The sequence below is a fragment of the Pseudogemmobacter sonorensis genome (assembly GCF_042762395.1).
In the GTDB taxonomy this organism is placed as follows: domain Bacteria; phylum Pseudomonadota; class Alphaproteobacteria; order Rhodobacterales; family Rhodobacteraceae; genus Pseudogemmobacter; species Pseudogemmobacter sonorensis.
The window spans coordinates 229,187-244,505 of the sequence record NZ_JBEFZE010000002.1 but is presented as its reverse complement, the minus strand read 5'-3'; the positions used below and the strand labels follow the sequence as shown (position 1 = coordinate 244,505).

Sequence of the window (15,319 nt, the reverse complement as noted above, 5' to 3'; positions counted from 1 at the left end):
CGTCAGGCGGCCTCATCCGGCAGAAGCGCCGCCGCCGCCACCCACCAGGCCGGGGCCTGCGCGCGAAGCCGGTCGGCGGCCCGCTGCGCCGCCGCCTCTTCGGCGAAAAGCGCAAAACAGGTCGCGCCCGAGCCCGACATCCGCGCCAACAGCGCCCCGGGCAGGGCCTCCAGCGCCGCCAGAGCCTGGCCGATCACTGGCGCGACCCGAAGCGCCGCCGGCTCCAGGTCGTTCCGCTGTCCCGACAGCCAATGGGCAAGGGCAAGGGCATCGCGCCAACGGGGCAGCACCCCGGGCAGGCCCGGATTTTCCTTGACAGCCAAAGCGCGGAAGACCTGCGGCGTCGGCACCTCGACGCGCGGATTGGCAAGGACCGCCCAGACCTGCGGGAAAGCCGGAACGGGATCCAGCCGCTCGCCGATGCCGCGCATCCGCGCAGGGCCCGAGCGCATGCAGACCGGCACGTCGGCGCCAAGCGCCGCGATCACATCGGCATCGACCGCGCCGGGCCGGCCCATCAGGCGCAGCACCGCCCGCACCGCCGCCGCCGCATCGGCCGAGCCGCCGCCGATCCCCGAGGCCGGGGGCAGGTTCTTCTCCAGCCGGAACGCCACCGGGAAATCGGGCGCCACCGCCCGCGCCGCGCGCAGGACCAGATTGTCCTCGCCCGCGGGCAATTCGGCCCCGAACGGGCCCGCAAGCACCAGCGCGGCCTTGGGCGCCGGGGCGGCCTCAAGCAGATCGCCCACTCCGGCGAAGGCCACCAGGCTGTCCAGCAGGTGATAGCCGTCCGCCCGCAGGCCGGTGACATGCAGGCACAGGTTGACCTTGGCCCAGGCCCGTTCGGTCACAGTCGCACGTTCGGTAATGGGCGCACGTTCGGTCACGGGCGCCCGCTCAATTGCCCTGGGCAGATCCATTGCCCGCCTGCGGCCCTTCCTCGGCCATCACCGCATCCAGCCCGATCTCAAGCTTCCTGCGGATCCGCGCGGCATCCTTTTCCTCGGGTCCGAAGGACAGCGCGCGGTGCCACTGGAATTCGGCCTCGCGCTTTCGGCCGTTCATCCAGTAGACATCGCCCAGATGGTCGGTCACCACCGGGTCCACCGGCTCCAGCACCGAGGCCCGCTCCATCGGCGCCAGCGCCTCGCCGTAGCGGCCCAGCACGAAATAGGCCCAGGCGAGGCTGTCGATGATATAGCCCGCATCGGGTTGCGCCGCGACCGCCTGCTCGATCAGCGAGAGCGCCTCCTCGGGGTTCACCCCGCGCTCCAGCATGGAATAGCCCAGATAGTTCAGCACCTGGGGCTGGCCGGGGTTCAACTCCAGCGCCCGGCGCATGTCGGCCTCGGAGGCGTCGTCCTGGTCCAGCCGCTCATGGCAGATGCCCCGGGTGAAATAGAGCGTCCAGTGCCCGCGCTCGGGCGCCGCGTCGATCATGCCGATCGCGGTGTCATAGACCGTCAGCGCCTCTTGCCAGCGTTCCTCGCGCCGTAGCATATCGGCAAGCGAGGCCTGGACCAGCAGCAGGTCGCCATGGCTGCGGGTCAGCGCGCGCAGGGCCTCGATGGCCGCATCCACCCGGCCCGCGGCGTAGAGCGCATCGGCGCGGCCGATCTCGGCGCTGTAATGCGCGGGATGATCCGAGGGGATCTGGGCGTAGATCTCGACGGCGAGGTCATACTGGTTCAACTGCTCCAGCATCCCCGCCGACAGCAAAAGCGCCTCGACATGGTCGGGCCGCAGCGCCATGGCGGCGCGGCTGTTGAGCAGGGTGAAGGCGGGATCGGCCTCGCCCATCAACAGCGTCGCCAGCGAGAAATAGACCTCGGCAATGCCGTCGCGGGCGCTGGTCACGGAATCGAAGGGCACCGGCTCTCCGGCCGCCAGCCGGGCGCGCAGGGCATCGACCACCGGCTCGGGCGCCGGGCCGAAGGCGCGGTCCAGCAGCGCCAGCGCATCCTGGTTGCGTTCAAGCTGGGACAGGATCTGGGCATGGGCCTCCACGCCCCGGCGGTTCAGGTTCAGGGGGCCCTCGGCCTCGACCGAAAGGATGCGGTCGGCGCCCTCGAAATCCCCCGCCATCGCGATGGCCAGCGCCTTGTGGTAAAGCCCGTAGGCCTCGAAGCCCCGGCTGGCCGCAATGGCGTCGAAATGGGCCAGCGCCTCGGACATGCGCCCCTGGCCGATCTCGGCCCAGCCAAGCGCGAGCCGGTCGAAGACCGGCCCGACCGAGCGGCCATCCTCGACCGATTTCACGAAACCCCCGTAATCCTCGGCCAGCGCCGAACGCGCCAGCAGCGCGAAATCGACCAGTTGGCTGACGCCGCCCGCGGCCTCGATCGTATCGGCGGCGGCGGCGGCGGCCTCGATCTCGCCAAGGTTGAGGGTGGCGAAAAGCAAGGCCTCAAGCAGCATCAGATTGCCCGGATCGGCCTCAGCCGCGCGCGCGAAGAAATCCGCCGAGGCGCGGAAATCGCCATGCGCCTCGGCGTTGCGCGCCGCCAGATAGGCGCCGACATCGCCGATGGGGGCGGCGGGCGCCTCGTCGACCTCTTGCGCGGGCGCGGGCGCGGCCAGCAGCGCGCAAAGCGCCAGGACGGCGGCCGAACGCAAAAGGCCGGAACGCAAGAGCCCCGAACGCGGGCAGGCCGGGCGGCGCGGAAGGGACAGGATCATGGGCGGCTCGTTCCTCGCATTCTCCGGGCCTCAGCCGACCCTGGATCGTCGGGGCAGGCTAGCCCCACGGGCGGGCGGGCGCAATGAGGGCAATGCCCACCCCGGCCCGGCGCGGACGGTGACTTCTGCGTGATTTCCCCGGATTAGGGGCCGATCCCGATCTCAACCGATCTCGATCACGGTGCGGCCCCGGATCCGGCCCGCGACGATCTCTTCGGCCAGATGCGGCAGATCGGCCATCGGCGCCACCCGGGTCAGTGCGGCCAGCCGCGCGCGGTCGAGGTCGCGGTCCAGCAGCGCCCAGGCCCGGGCCCGGCGCTCTGGCGGGCACATCACGGAATCGACCCCCAGCAGCGCCACGCCGCGCAGGATATGCGGCATCACCGTGCCCGGCAGATCCGCGCCGCCCGCCAGCCCGCAAGCCGTCACCGCGCCGCCATAGCGGGTCTGGGCCAGCAGATTGGCCAGGGTATGGCTGCCGACGCTGTCGATCCCGCCCGCCCAGGTCTCGGGCTGCAGCGGCTTGCCAGGGGCGGAAAGCCCCGCCCGGTCGACGATCCGCGCAGCGCCGAGCGCCTTGAGGAACCCCTCCTCCGACACCCGCCCGGTCGAGGCCACCACCCGCAGCTCCCGCGCCGCCAGCAGCGAGATCGCCACCGTGCCGACCCCGCCCGCCGCGCCGGTGACCAGAAACTCGGCCTCCCCGGCCCCCGCCAGCGTGCCGTGATCCTCCAGCGCCAGGACGCAAAGCGCGGCGGTGTAGCCCGCGGTCCCGATCGCCATGGCCTCAAGCGGCGAAAAGCCCTCGGGCAGCGCGGTCAGATGCCGGGGCTTGATCCGCTGGAAGCGGCTGTAGGCGCCCCATTCGGTCTCGGAAAGGCCCCAGCCGTTCACCAGGACCCGGTCGCCGACCGCCCATTCGGGCGCGCGGGATTCGACCACCACCCCGGCCAGGTCGATCCCCGCCACCATCGGCAGGCGCCGCGCGATCCGGCCCTTGCCGGTGATCGCCAGCCCGTCCTTGTAGTTCAGGCTGGAATGGCTGATCTCGACCAGCACGTCATTGTCGGGCAGATCGGCCAGGGTCAGGTCGGCGATCCGCGCCCTTGGCCTGCCCTCCACCTCTTCGATCAGCATCGCCTTGAAACTTTCGGCCATCCGCTCCTCCAACCGCCTTCGTTTCCCCTGGGCCCGAGGCTGGCCGCTTCGGACCGGCAGCGCAAGCCCATTGCGCAGCGTTCGACAAGCGCGCGCCCCGAGACCGCGTCAGCCCCCGAGACCGCGTCAGCCCAGGAGTTCGTGCAGCACCAGCGCCATGACCTTCGCGCTGTCGAGCATGTCCTCCACCCCCACCCATTCGTCGGGCTGATGGGCCAGATGCAAAAGCCCGGGCCCATAGGCGATGCAGTTCTTCAGCCGCCCGATGCGGTCGATATGCTTCTGGTCATAGGTCCCGGGCGAGGCCACGAATTCCGGGCGACGGGCCAGCACCCGCTCGATGGCGGCGGCGGTGGCATTGACCACCGGCGCGGCGCGGTCCGTCATGCTGGGCTGCACCTCGAAAAGGTCGCGCAGGGAATAGCGGAAACCGGGCCGGGTCCCGGCCAGATCGTCGAGGATCCGCGTCACCTCGGCCTTCACCTCGGGCAGGTCCTCCTCGATCAGGAAACGGCGGTCCAGCACGATGCGGCAACTGTCGGCCACGCAGGGCGCGGGCAGCGAGGTGTCGCCGGGCCCCGGCTCGACCTGGCCGCCGTGGATCGAGTTGATGTTCAGCGTCGATTGCCGTGCGCCCTCGGGCACCACCGGCATGTCGGTGCGCCGCGAGGCGAGCACGGGATAGAGCCGCGCCTCGATCTCTTCCAGCACCGCCCCCATATGCCGGATCGCGCTGTCGCCCAGGAACGGCATCGAGCCATGGGCGATGCGGCCATGGGTCTCGACCTCGGCCCACCAGACGCCGCGATGGCCAAGGCAGATGCGGTCCTTGTGCAGGGGTTCGGGAATGATGACGTGATCGACCCGGCCGGGCGAGAACCGGCCCTGTTCGGCCAGCCAGGCCACCCCGCCGTAGCCGCCCGATTCCTCATCCGCCGTGGCCGAGATCTCGATGGCGCCGCGAAAGTCCGGGCGGGCCTCGATGAAGGCCTCGGCCGCGATGACCGAAGCCGCCAGCCCGCCCTTCATGTCGCAGGCGCCGCGGCCGAAGATGCGGTCGCCGTCGAGCTCGGCGCCGAAGGGATCGCGGGTCCAGCCCTGCCCCACCTCGACCACATCGTGATGGCTGTTGAAATGCACGCAGGGACCCGGCCCGGTCCTGAACCGCGCCACCATGTTCCAGCGCGGAAAGTCGTCGCTGTCGCCCGGGCTGCCGACGGCGCGCAGATATTCGACCTCCCACCCCCGGGCCAGAAGCCGCTCGCCCAGATGGTCGCAGATCTGGCGGTAGTTGCGCCCCGGCGGGTTCAGCGTGGGAATGCGGATCAGATCCTGCGCCAGACCGATCAGGTCTTGGCGGCGGAGCGCGACTGCGGCAAGAATGGCATCGACCGGCATGGGGAATTCATGCCTTGCCAGACCCGGCGAAGGCAACAGATTTTCCCGCACCGGCCCGGGGTGCGGCGGCGGCGCGGGATGCGCCCTTCAGGTCGTTCCCCGGTCAACGGGTATCATGCCGGGCCATGGAGGGCAGTATGGCGAACTTCGAAGCGCAGATCCTTGAAAGCCAGAAACAGGTTCAGGCCGCCCAGTCGAAGATTTCGGCGATCAGCACCGCCATCGAATCCGCCCGCATCAAGGCCGAGCAGGGGATCGAGATCGACGTCGAGACCGCCACGCTGGAGGATGTGCACAAGCATACCGAGGTGATGAACGCCAATATCGCCGAGCTGATCATGGGGCTTGACGACGTGACCGCCGCCTTCTCGAAGGATTTCGACGAGATGCGCAACAAGACCGGCTGGGAAAAGCTGGTGGGCGTGTTCTCTGCGGGGAAGTCGGAAAGCCTGCGGCAGGAACGGCTGCGCTCGGCCTCGATCGACGACAAGCTGCAGGATCTGATCGCGAAATCCGACGTGATCGTGCGGCTGTTGCAGGGCCAGCTTGAGCTTCTGAACGAGCAGAAGACCCGCGTCGAGGGCAATCTGGCGCAGACCCTGACCGACCGCGAGGACACCGTCGCCGCGCTGGAGGACGTGCGCCGCCAGATCGCCGCCATGGACCCACGGCTGATCGAGCTGGAAAACCGCATCTCGGTGGAACAGGACGCGGCGGCGCGCACCCGGCTTGAGACCGAACTGGTCGGCCTGAACGCCCAGCACAACGCGCTGGTGCAGGACGAGCAGGTGAAGCTCGCCCGTTCGCAGACGCTGGAGCGCTATATCGAAAAGGGCAAGACCTGGGTGGACAGCCTGACCAACCAGGCCGCGACCCAGCTTGTGCTGATCAACAAGCTTCAGACCGATACCCGCCAGCGCGTGGTGCTTTACGACGCGCTGACCTCCAGCCTCAAGACCGCGCAGCAGCAGGACGTGGCGCATCGGATCAACGAGATCGGCGTCAAGACCGACCAGGAGGCCCAGGCGGCCATGGCCGCCATCGGTTCGGCGACCAATGCGCGGATGGCCGACATGCTTGAGGCGCATGAAGGCCATATGGTCTTCGCCCGCAAGATCCTTGAGGACAAGGCCCGCGCCGACGAACGCTTCGCCCGCCGCTTCGCCGCCATCGTCGAGAAACACGACAAGAATGCCTATGGCGGATGACGCTGCACCGGCAGACCCGGCGGGCCCTGGCCTGGGGGCTGGGGGCAATGGCGCTCGGGCTGGGGCTGGCGCCGCTTGCGGTCGCGCTGGAACATGCGACCGGCGGCGCGCTGGCGGCGACGGCGGGCGGGCTTTCGGCGCTGGCCATCGCCCTGGGCGCGATGCTGGCGCTGGTCGGCGGGCCGGTGCGGGCGCTTCAGGCGCGGGCCTTCCGCCGGGGCCTGCCCTCGGGCCGGTTGCGCGCGCTGGCGCTGCGCAGCGGCGCCTTGCGCTGGTGGTATTGGGTCGATCCGCAGGGGCGGGACCGCGATGAGCGATAATGCCGTCAAGAAGGCGCTGGTCGGCGATCATGCCGAGGTCCAGGATTCCGAACGCGCCCGGCGCTATTTCGCGAAATTCGCCCAGATCGGCGGCTATTTCGCCCGGATCGCCGCCGAGCTGGAGCGCGAGAACCGCCTTACCCGGACCGAGACCCGGATCCTTGGCCATTACCTCAACGGGGTGATCGGCACCTTCCGCGCGCTCAATCACAAATACCTGATGACCGGCCGGGCCGAGGGCGCGCCGCATCTGACCATCGACCGCCACGAATCCGGCTTTCCGGTGGCGCAGGAACTGATGGTGATGGCGGTGGATGCGCAGCAGGCCGGAAAGCATCTGGCCGGGATGGCCTCGGAGGCCGAACTCAAGGATCGCATGGTCCGCACCATCATCGGCGAGCGCAAGACGCCGACGGCGCTGCAATTCGCGCTGTCGCAGCGGCTGTATTATCAGGCGCTGCAAGCGGGCGGCCTGTTCTGGGCCCGCAACGACCCGGACGCGCAATGGATCGCCCAGGTCGGGCAAAGGCGGCATTTCCTGCTGCATTGGGCGGTCTGGGATGCCCAGGTGAACCTTCCGGTGGTCTATCTGCTGGATGTCGAGGATTCGGGCCGCCGCCCGCTGCCGCAGGACGCCTATCGCTGGCCGCCGATGCAGCAAAAGCTGCTGGCGCAATCCCTGGGCGGGCTGAAGCTGGTGACCATCGCCACCGGCTTCGACCAGGATTTCGAGAACAGCCACCCCAAACGGCTGCGCCGCATCACGCTGGGCCCGATGTATTCCGCCGGTTTCACCCTGCAATCGGGGCCAATATCGAAAGTGCTGGGCGACGCGCGCGCGCCGCAGGGCCAGGACTGGGCGCTGGTCTGGACGCTGGAGGACCTGGTGTCGGACCGCGAGGAGATGGTGAAGGACGGCTGGTTCTCGTCGCGCCCCAGGCAGATCTTCCGGCTCGACCCCCTGACCGGGGGCACCACCGGCACCACGCGGACCGAGCGGATGATCGTCCTGCCCGAGCGCCCCTATCAGGTGCTGGTCGAGCAAGATCCCCCCGGATTGCGCGGGATCCGCAAATTCGTTGTGGGGGCGGGCGGAAGGCTGATCCCCGGCGTCTAGGACGGCGCCCCGGGCGCATGCCAGGGTTAGGGGCCGGGAATGGAGCCGGAAGGATCCGGCCGGAAAGGAAGCGGTTATGGTGACGCGCGACACGATGGAGTTGAAGGAAGAGGCGGTCCGGGCGCAATATGAAGCCGCGCTCGGGCTGGTTTCCGGTTTCGACCATGCGCCCAGGCTGGGAAAGCCGCTTGAAGCCGCCGCCGCGCCCGAACGCTCGCCCGGGGTGGGCGCGCGGCCGCGTTTCCGCTCCACCGTGCCGGGGATGGCGGCGCGCCCGACCGCCCGGCCCGGGGGGGTGCGGATCATCGACCGGGTCGAGGGGCTGTCGGACGGGCTGATCTCGGCCAAACAGGCGGCGGCGCTGAACGTGCTGCGCCGCGCGCTCGCCATCGCGCTCGCCATGGCCGAGACCTTCGCCGCCCAGTCGGGGCTGGCCGAGATGAAGCGCGCCAATCTGGAAGGCCGCGTGCCCGAAGGCAAGCGGGCCGAATTCGGCGAATTGTTGCAGGCCGAGGCGCTGGTCGCGCTGTTCACCTTCGCCAATGCCGCCGCCTTCCTGATCGCCCCGCATCTGGGCAGCCTGGGCGTCGAGATCGGCGAGGTCGACGAGGTGCTGACCGACAACACCCCCCTCGCCCTGCAAGGCGCCCTGTGGGAGCTGGATCAGGACATCGGGCTGTTCGCCTCGGACGATGCCCGGCTGGTCGCCACCATCGCGGCCTTTGCCGAGGCGCTGATGAAGAAGGTCGCCCTGCGCGCCGAGGGGATGGCGCGGGTCTCGGCCTTCGCGGCCGGGTCCTGGCGGGTCGAGGCCGACGGGCTGACCATCGCCGGGTTCAAGCCCGCGCGGGCCGCGCGCGGCGGCCAGATCGCCATGGCCTTCAAGAAACCGCATGAGGTGGTCGGCAACCATATCGCCAAATACCAGAGCCTGCGTCTGGCCAAGATGCTGATGGCCTATGATTTCGACCGAAAGCTGAACCCTTTCGCCGAACTGGGCGGCTTCATCTTCACCTTCATGGGCGACGGCCGCCCCGGCACCGGCAAGACCACGCTGATCCAGATGATGGCGGGGCTGCTGAACGATTACTGCAAGGTGGCGGGCTATCCCTTCCGCTACCAGAATTTCTCGATCGACCAGATCGACAGCTATCAGGGCAAGTCGGGCCAGAACGCGAAAGCCTTCATCGACAACATCCTCGACCCCGGCGCGATCGGCTTCGGCACCATCGACGACATCGACCAGGTGGCCGGAAAGCGCGGCGACCGGCAGTCGAGCGCGGGCCAGCAGGAGGTCACCGCCGTCTTCATGCAGGCCTTCGCCGGATCGGGCACCGTGGTGCGCGGCAATTGCAGCTTCGGCATGTTCTCGAACTATCCCGAGAATGTCGATGACGCCCTGCGCCAGCGCGCGGGCGCGCGCTTCCTGGTCGACGGGCCGCAAACGCGCGAGGATTACATCGACATCCTGTCGCTGCTTCTGGGCCGCAACCACCAGATCCCCCTGGGTCGGCACGATCTTTTCGCCGCGCAAGAGATCCGCCGCGCCGTCCAGGCCAGTTTCGAGGGCCATTCCCGCCCGCATGAGGCCGGTCTCGTCAAAGTCTGGGAGGCGGTGACCGACCGGCTTGGCCCCCTCGACACGATCGAGCGGATCGGCGGTTACCTCAAGGCGATCCAGGAGGCCGACGACCGCTTCACCGGCCGCGCGATCAAGAACATCACCGATGCGGTGAAGGTGCGGGCGATGGATTTCGAACTGCCCGACGAATGGATGGAAGAGCCCGACCTGTTCCTGTTCCGGCCCTATGACGAAAAGCTCGGCATGATCCGCGAGTTGATGACCCCGATCACCTCGGCCATGGTGGTGCAGGAGATCAACCGATACGCCGACAGCGAATTCCGCTATGCCGACAATTCCGACGAGGCAGCGATCAATGCCATGGTGCGCGATCTCGACCGGCAGGAAGAGGCGAAACGGCGCTGGCTGGAGGGCAAGGCATGAACCCCGATCCCGGGAATGCGACCGATCTGTTCGCCCTGGTCGTCTGGGGCGGCATCGCGCTGGCCTGGCTGGCGGTCTCGCTGCTGGTGCTGCGGGCGCTGTGGCGCGGCACATTGCGGGGCCTTGCCGCGTTCCCGCTGTGGCTGGCCGCCGTCCTGCTGGTGGCGGTCGCCTCGGCGCCGCTGTGGCTCTACCTCGGCGGCGTTCTGGCTCGGCGGCGTTCTGGCCTCGACCGCGAATACCGGGCCCGAGGGGGCGATGGGGGCCGGGGCGACGATCCTGGGCGGCGCGATCCTGGGCGGGCTGGTCACCGGGCTGATCCTGGCCACGATCTGCGCGGCGCATGGATCTGGCACGCGGCAAGGCGCGGAGTCGCGGGCATGAGGGCGGAACCCGGTCCCTTGAAAGCCCCCGCAGGGGCCTCGGCAGGGGCCTTGGCAGGCGGGCGCTTCCGCGGGGCACCCGCATGAAGCGCCTGATCGAAAAGGGGCTGATGTTCGGAAACCTCGTCGAGGTGTCCTCGCCCCAGCTTGTCCACCGCTACAACCGCGCGCTTCGCGCCCTGACCGGGCGGGAAACCGCCCTGACCGATTTCCACATCGACATGTCGGGCTTCTCGCCCGAGATCGGCGACGAATTCGACGATCGCTTCTACCTCAACCATCGCGGCGCCAACCGCCAGTTCATCCTGCTGACCACCGCGCAGCGGCGCGCGGCGCTGCTGAATATCGCCTTCTCGACCTCTCGCGGGATCCTGGCGCAGTTCATCGACGCCAATGAGGCGCAGCTTTTCGCCCTGACCGCGCGCGATGCCGTAGCCGGAGAGCTGCAGGGCTCGGTCTATGCCATCGACACGCCGACGCGGCTGTTCGACATCCGCCAGGTCACGGTCGAGGCCGATACCATCGGCGGCCATGTCGCCGATGCGGACCGTCTGGCCCGGCTGATCGAGCGTTTCCGCACCGAGCCCGAGGGCTGGCGCGACGAGGCGCTGATCGCGCAGATGATCGCGCTGGCCGGACGCACCGGCGACGTGACCCGGGTGCCGATCCACCTGCCCGCCATGACCTTCGAACAGGGGAACTTCTGGACCAGCCTCTTCGGCGGCATCCATGTGTTCCGGGACGTGAAATTCCCCGCCGCCATCTCGCGCGCACCCATCGAAAGCCTTGGGCCGCTGCCGGTCGCGCAGGCGATGGATTTCCGCCACAGGAACCAGATCGCCGACTGGCTGGAGCGCAATGCCCTGGCCGAGCCCATCGTTCAGGCGCGCGGCGCCGATGCGGGGGCGATCCTGCGCCAGAAGATGGATTTCATCCTGCTCGACGCCGCCGACCGGCTGGAGATCGACGTGGGCGACGCGCGGCGGACCGAGCTGCGCAAGCTGGCCTACAAGCTGGGCCCGGCGCTGCCGGAGGAATTCCTCGGCCTGGCCGCGCTGCTGCGATGGGCCGAGGGGGCCGGGCCCTGGCCCAAGATCTCGTCCGAGCATCCGGCCTATTTCTACACCCTGCGCGCCCGCCCGGGCCGGGACCGCGATCAGGTCAACATGCTTCTGTCCGAGCTTTCGCTGATGGATGTGCGCCAGCTTTTCATCACCCACAAGGAACGGTTCTACGAGGAATACCGCGGCTGGTCCGACCTCAAGCGCAGCTATGTGGCCGATTTCCTCGCCCGCGAATACCAGGTGGACAAGGAAGGCGCCCGCGAGGCGCTTTTCGGCGCCGAACCCCGCATGGACGAGCTTTCGCGACCCGATATGCGCGACGGCCCGAAACCCCGGCAGGGCGGCGGCCGCGACGCGACCACGCCGCCGGGCGCGCCCTGGGGCGGCCCATGGGGGGGCGGCACAGGGGGCGGCGGCACAGGAGACGCGGCGGCACAGGGGCCATGGGGCCGACAAGCGGCCCCCAGGGGGCGGAAGGGGCGCGGCGGATGATCATCGGATGGATACGGCTGGCCTTCTTCCTGCTGATCGGGCTGAGCATCGCCTATCTCGCCACCTCGATCTATTCGCGCTCGGTCCGGCGCGAGCGGCTTGAGAAACGCTGGGTCGCGGAAAAGCGCGAGGGCGACCACGACGCCTGGATCGAGGCCGGAATGCGCGCCTACGACAGGGGGCTGCGCCGGCGGCTGCTCTGGCTTATATACATCATCCCGATGGTCGCCTTCACCGCGATCTTCATCTTCGTCAACTGGGGCGGTCTGTGATGCGTTATCTTCGTTGGGGCTTCTGGCTGGTGATCGCGTCGCTGGTCTTCGCTTTCCTGCACTACACCCTGCCGCAGCGCGATATCGTCTTCATCGTCGGCACCGAAAGCCGCCGCGTCGATATCGGAGAGAATTCGCTGTTCTGGAGCCGGGCCGAAGTCGGGATGAGCAATACGACCAGCCGCGACGTCTTCTTCATCAACGCCGTGCGCGCCAATGGCCGCACCGTCGAATACCGCAACGAAGACACCGGCTGGGGCTGGCCGCCCTATTTCAAGATCGACAGCTACGGGCTGGACACCCAGGCCAAGCGGCTGATCTCGACCGAAGCGAACCCGGTCTGGGTCGCCGTGACCCATTACGGCTGGCGCAACCAGTTCTTCACCATCTTCCCCAACGCCGTCTCGATCCGCCGGGTCGAGGGGCCGGATGTCACGCTGATCCCCTGGGTGAACATCGCGATCCTCGGCACGCTCTTGCTGGTGCTGGTGATGATCCGCCGCATGTGGCTGCAATTCCGCGAGCGCATGATCGAGCCCACCATCGACCGCCTCGACGCCCGCGCCGATGCCGCCCGCGCCGAGGCGAGGGGCGCCTGGGGGCGGTTCACGCGCTGGATCGACAGCTGGCGGTCGAAACCGAAACGCTGAACCGGAAACGGCGCACCTGCGCGCGCCGTCACTCCGCCATCGGCGCTCCGGCCGGATCAGGACCGCAGGCTGCCGCCGGTGGCCTTGGTCACCTTCTCGACGATCTTCCTCGACACCGCCTCGATCTCGGCATCGGTCAGCGTCGCCTCGACGGGTTGCAAGCGCACCGTCAGCGCGATCGACTTCTTGCCCGGGCCCATCTGCGCCTCGGCCTTTTCGCCGGTGAACTGGTCGAAGATCCGCACGCTTTCGATCAGCGCCTTGTCGGCGCCCTGCGCCGCATTCACCGCCACCAGCGCCTCGGTCGCGGCATCGACGGTGAAGGCGAAATCGCGCTCGACCGCCTGCAGATCGCTGATCGTCAGCGCGGGCCGGGTCGGCGACTTGGCCTTGGGCGCGGGCACATTGGCGGGCAGGACGGTGAAGGCCACGGCGGGCCCCTTGACGCCGAAGGCGGTCAGAAGGCGCGGATGCACCTCGCCGAAGCTGGCCAGCACGTTCGGCCCCAGCCCGATCACGCCCGAGCGGCCCGGATGCCACCAGGCGGCGGCCTTGCGGGTGATCTGCGCCCGCGCGGGCGCGCCAAGCGCGGCCAGCACCGCCTCGGCATCGGCCTTGGCGTCGAAGACATCGACCGGACGGCGCGAACCATGGGGATCGCGCGGCGCCGCGGCGCCGATCAGAAGCCCCGCCGCCTGAAGGTGCTGCTCGCCGGGCTCGCCGCCCTGGAACGCCTGTCCGACCTCGAACAGCGCCAGATCCATGAAGCCGCGCGCCTGGTTGCGCGCCGCCGCCGCCAGAAGGCCGGGCAGCAGATCGGGACGCAGGTGGCTCATCTCGGACGAGATCGGATTGTCGACGCGCACCGCCTCGGTCCCGCCGCCGAACAGCGCCGCCGCCCTGGCCTCAATGAAGCTGTAGGTCACGCATTCGTTGTAGCCCAGTGCCGCGATGGTCCGCCGGGCGGTCTTTTCGCGCATCTGCAAGGGCGTCAGGATCGGGCGCGGCACGCCCGGCTCGGCACGCCGCATCGGCGCACCCCGCAGCCGGGTCAGCGAGGCGATGCGGGCCACCTCCTCGACCAGATCGGCCTCGCCCAGCACATCGGGGCGCCAGGACGGCGGCGTCGCCATCAGCCCGCTCATCTGGAAGCCGAGCGCGGTCAGCGTCTGGCGCTGTTCGGCCTCGGAAATCTCCATGCCGACCAGGCTGACCACCCGGGCCGGGTCCAGCCTGTAGGCGCGGGTGGTGTCGGGCGCGGCGCCGTCCTGCACGACATGGCTCGGCGCGCCACCGCACAGCTCCAGCACCATGCGCGTCGCCAGTTCCAGCCCCGGCAGGGTGAAGGCCGGATCGATGCCGCGCTCGAACCGATAGCGGGCATCCGAGACGATCTTGAGCTTGCGCCCCGTCGCCGCGATGGTGATCGGGTCCCAATAGGCGCTTTCAAGGAACACGTTCACCGTATCCTCGGTGCAGCCCGAATCCTCGCCCCCCATGATGCCCGCAAGGCTTTCGGGGCCCTTGGCATCGGCGATGACCATCTGGCCCGCGGAAAGCGCATAGGTCTTGCCGTCCAGCGCCAGCAGGCTTTCGCCCGCGTCCGCCGGGCGGATGGCCAGTTCGCTGCCCTGCATCCGGTCCAGGTCGAAGACATGCAGCGGGCGGTTCAGCGCGAAGGTGAAGAAATTGGTGATGTCGACCAGCGCCGAGATCGGCCGCAGCCCGATCGCCTTCAGCCGCTTTTGCAGCCAGTCGGGCGAGGGGCCGTTCCTGACCCCCCGGATCACCCGGCCGGTGAAATGCGGCGCGGCCTTTTCCTTCAGCGCGGCGTCGATCCTGACCGAGACCGGGCAGTCGAAGACGCCCTCGACCGGCTCGACCGCCAGCGGCTTCAGCGTGCCCAGCCCGCGCGCCGCCAGATCGCGCGCGATGCCGCGCACCCCAAGCGCATCGGGGCGATTCGGCGTCACCTTGATCTCGATCACCGGGTCGTTGAGGCCGCGCCAGTCGATGAACCGCGCGCCAAGCGGCGCGTCCCGGGGCAGGTCGATGATGCCGTCATGGTCGTCCGACAGTTCCAGCTCGCGCTCGGAACACAGCATGCCGTTCGATTCGACGCCCCGGATCACGCCGGGTTTCAGATCGACGCCGGTGCCCGGGACATGGGTGCCAGGGGGTGCGAAGACGCCGACCAGCCCGGTGCGCGCATTGGGCGCGCCGCAGACCACCTGCACCTCGACCGGGGCCGAGCCCTCGCCCCCCGGGAAGGTCTCGACCCGGCAGACCCGCAGCCGGTCGGCATTCGGGTGCTGGACCGCCTCGATCACGCGGCAGATGCGGAAGGCCCCCAGCCGCTCGGCCGGATTCTCGATGCCTTCGACCTCAAGCCCGAGGTCGGTCAGGGTTTCGGCGATCTCATCCACCGAGGCGGTGGTGTCGAGATGGTCGTGAAGCCATGAGAGGGTGAATTTCATCCCGTTCATCCGCGCTGCTGTCTTTGCCTGCCGCCTTAGCGCATGGGCGGGGAAAGGGAAAGTCACCGAGGGGCCGGAGCCGGGAGCGGAGCCCGG

13 protein-coding genes are annotated in these 15,319 nt (G+C 69.1%); 8 read left to right on the top strand and 5 right to left on the bottom strand.

Going from position 1 to position 15,319, the window contains the following annotated elements; all coding sequences use genetic code 11:
• Positions 1-2: 2 nt before the first annotated feature.
• The 4 genes from ABNX41_RS02810 to ABNX41_RS02795 all read right to left on the bottom strand — a co-directional run bounded on the left by ABNX41_RS02810 (position 3) and on the right by ABNX41_RS02795 (position 5,235).
• The gene (locus ABNX41_RS02810; protein WP_438668246.1) at positions 3-851 is read right to left on the bottom strand and encodes a 4-(cytidine 5'-diphospho)-2-C-methyl-D-erythritol kinase; all 849 of its coding nucleotides are present in this window, start codon (positions 849-851) and stop codon (positions 3-5) included.
• A gap of 46 nt (positions 852-897) precedes the next feature.
• Positions 898-2,679 (bottom strand): tetratricopeptide repeat protein, encoded by a 1,782-nt coding sequence (locus ABNX41_RS02805; RefSeq protein WP_438668190.1) that lies wholly within the window; start codon positions 2,677-2,679, stop codon positions 898-900.
• Positions 2,680-2,841: 162 nt separating this feature from the next.
• Complete coding sequence (locus tag ABNX41_RS02800) at positions 2,842-3,837, bottom strand: MDR family oxidoreductase (RefSeq protein ID WP_438668189.1); 996 nt, start codon at positions 3,835-3,837, stop codon at positions 2,842-2,844.
• A 126-nt stretch (positions 3,838-3,963) separates the two neighbouring features.
• The gene (locus ABNX41_RS02795; RefSeq protein ID WP_438668188.1) at positions 3,964-5,235 is read right to left on the bottom strand and encodes an acetylornithine deacetylase/succinyl-diaminopimelate desuccinylase family protein; all 1,272 of its coding nucleotides are present in this window, start codon (positions 5,233-5,235) and stop codon (positions 3,964-3,966) included.
• 137 nt (positions 5,236-5,372) lie between these two features.
• Here ABNX41_RS02795 and ABNX41_RS02790 point away from each other — a divergent pair, with 137 nt between their 5' ends.
• The 8 genes from ABNX41_RS02790 to ABNX41_RS02755 all read left to right on the top strand — a co-directional run bounded on the left by ABNX41_RS02790 (position 5,373) and on the right by ABNX41_RS02755 (position 12,746).
• Positions 5,373-6,443, top strand: coding sequence for a hypothetical protein (locus ABNX41_RS02790; protein ID WP_438668187.1), 1,071 nt, complete (start codon positions 5,373-5,375; stop codon positions 6,441-6,443).
• Positions 6,440-6,763, top strand: coding sequence for a hypothetical protein (locus tag ABNX41_RS02785; RefSeq protein ID WP_438668186.1), 324 nt, complete (start codon positions 6,440-6,442; stop codon positions 6,761-6,763). The genes ABNX41_RS02790 and ABNX41_RS02785 overlap by 4 nt, the downstream gene beginning before the upstream one ends.
• A complete protein-coding gene (locus tag ABNX41_RS02780) occupies positions 6,753-7,880 on the top strand; it encodes a hypothetical protein (RefSeq protein ID WP_438668185.1) in 1,128 nt (375 codons plus the stop codon). The genes ABNX41_RS02785 and ABNX41_RS02780 overlap by 11 nt, the downstream gene beginning before the upstream one ends.
• Positions 7,881-7,956: 76 nt before the next feature.
• Positions 7,957-9,885, top strand: a complete 1,929-nt coding sequence (locus tag ABNX41_RS02775; protein ID WP_438668184.1) for an AAA family ATPase — start codon at positions 7,957-7,959, stop codon at positions 9,883-9,885.
• Positions 9,882-10,355 (top strand): hypothetical protein, encoded by a 474-nt coding sequence (locus ABNX41_RS02770; RefSeq protein ID WP_438668183.1) that lies wholly within the window; start codon positions 9,882-9,884, stop codon positions 10,353-10,355. Before ABNX41_RS02775 ends, ABNX41_RS02770 begins: the two co-directional genes overlap by 4 nt.
• Positions 10,352-11,824 carry a DUF6638 family protein gene (locus ABNX41_RS02765; protein WP_438668182.1) on the top strand — a complete coding sequence of 491 codons (1,473 nt, stop codon included), beginning with the start codon at positions 10,352-10,354 and terminating at the stop codon, positions 11,822-11,824. The genes ABNX41_RS02770 and ABNX41_RS02765 overlap by 4 nt, the downstream gene beginning before the upstream one ends.
• Complete coding sequence (locus ABNX41_RS02760) at positions 11,821-12,096, top strand: hypothetical protein (protein ID WP_438668181.1); 276 nt, start codon at positions 11,821-11,823, stop codon at positions 12,094-12,096. The genes ABNX41_RS02765 and ABNX41_RS02760 overlap by 4 nt, the downstream gene beginning before the upstream one ends.
• Positions 12,096-12,746, top strand: coding sequence for a DUF1523 family protein (locus tag ABNX41_RS02755; RefSeq protein WP_438668180.1), 651 nt, complete (start codon positions 12,096-12,098; stop codon positions 12,744-12,746). The genes ABNX41_RS02760 and ABNX41_RS02755 overlap by 1 nt, the downstream gene beginning before the upstream one ends.
• A gap of 56 nt (positions 12,747-12,802) precedes the next feature.
• Here ABNX41_RS02755 and pheT read toward each other — a convergent pair whose 3' ends face one another.
• Entirely contained in the window at positions 12,803-15,223 is a 2,421-nt protein-coding gene (pheT, locus tag ABNX41_RS02750) for a phenylalanine--tRNA ligase subunit beta (protein WP_438668179.1), read from the bottom strand.
• Positions 15,224-15,319: the final 96 nt, after the last annotated feature.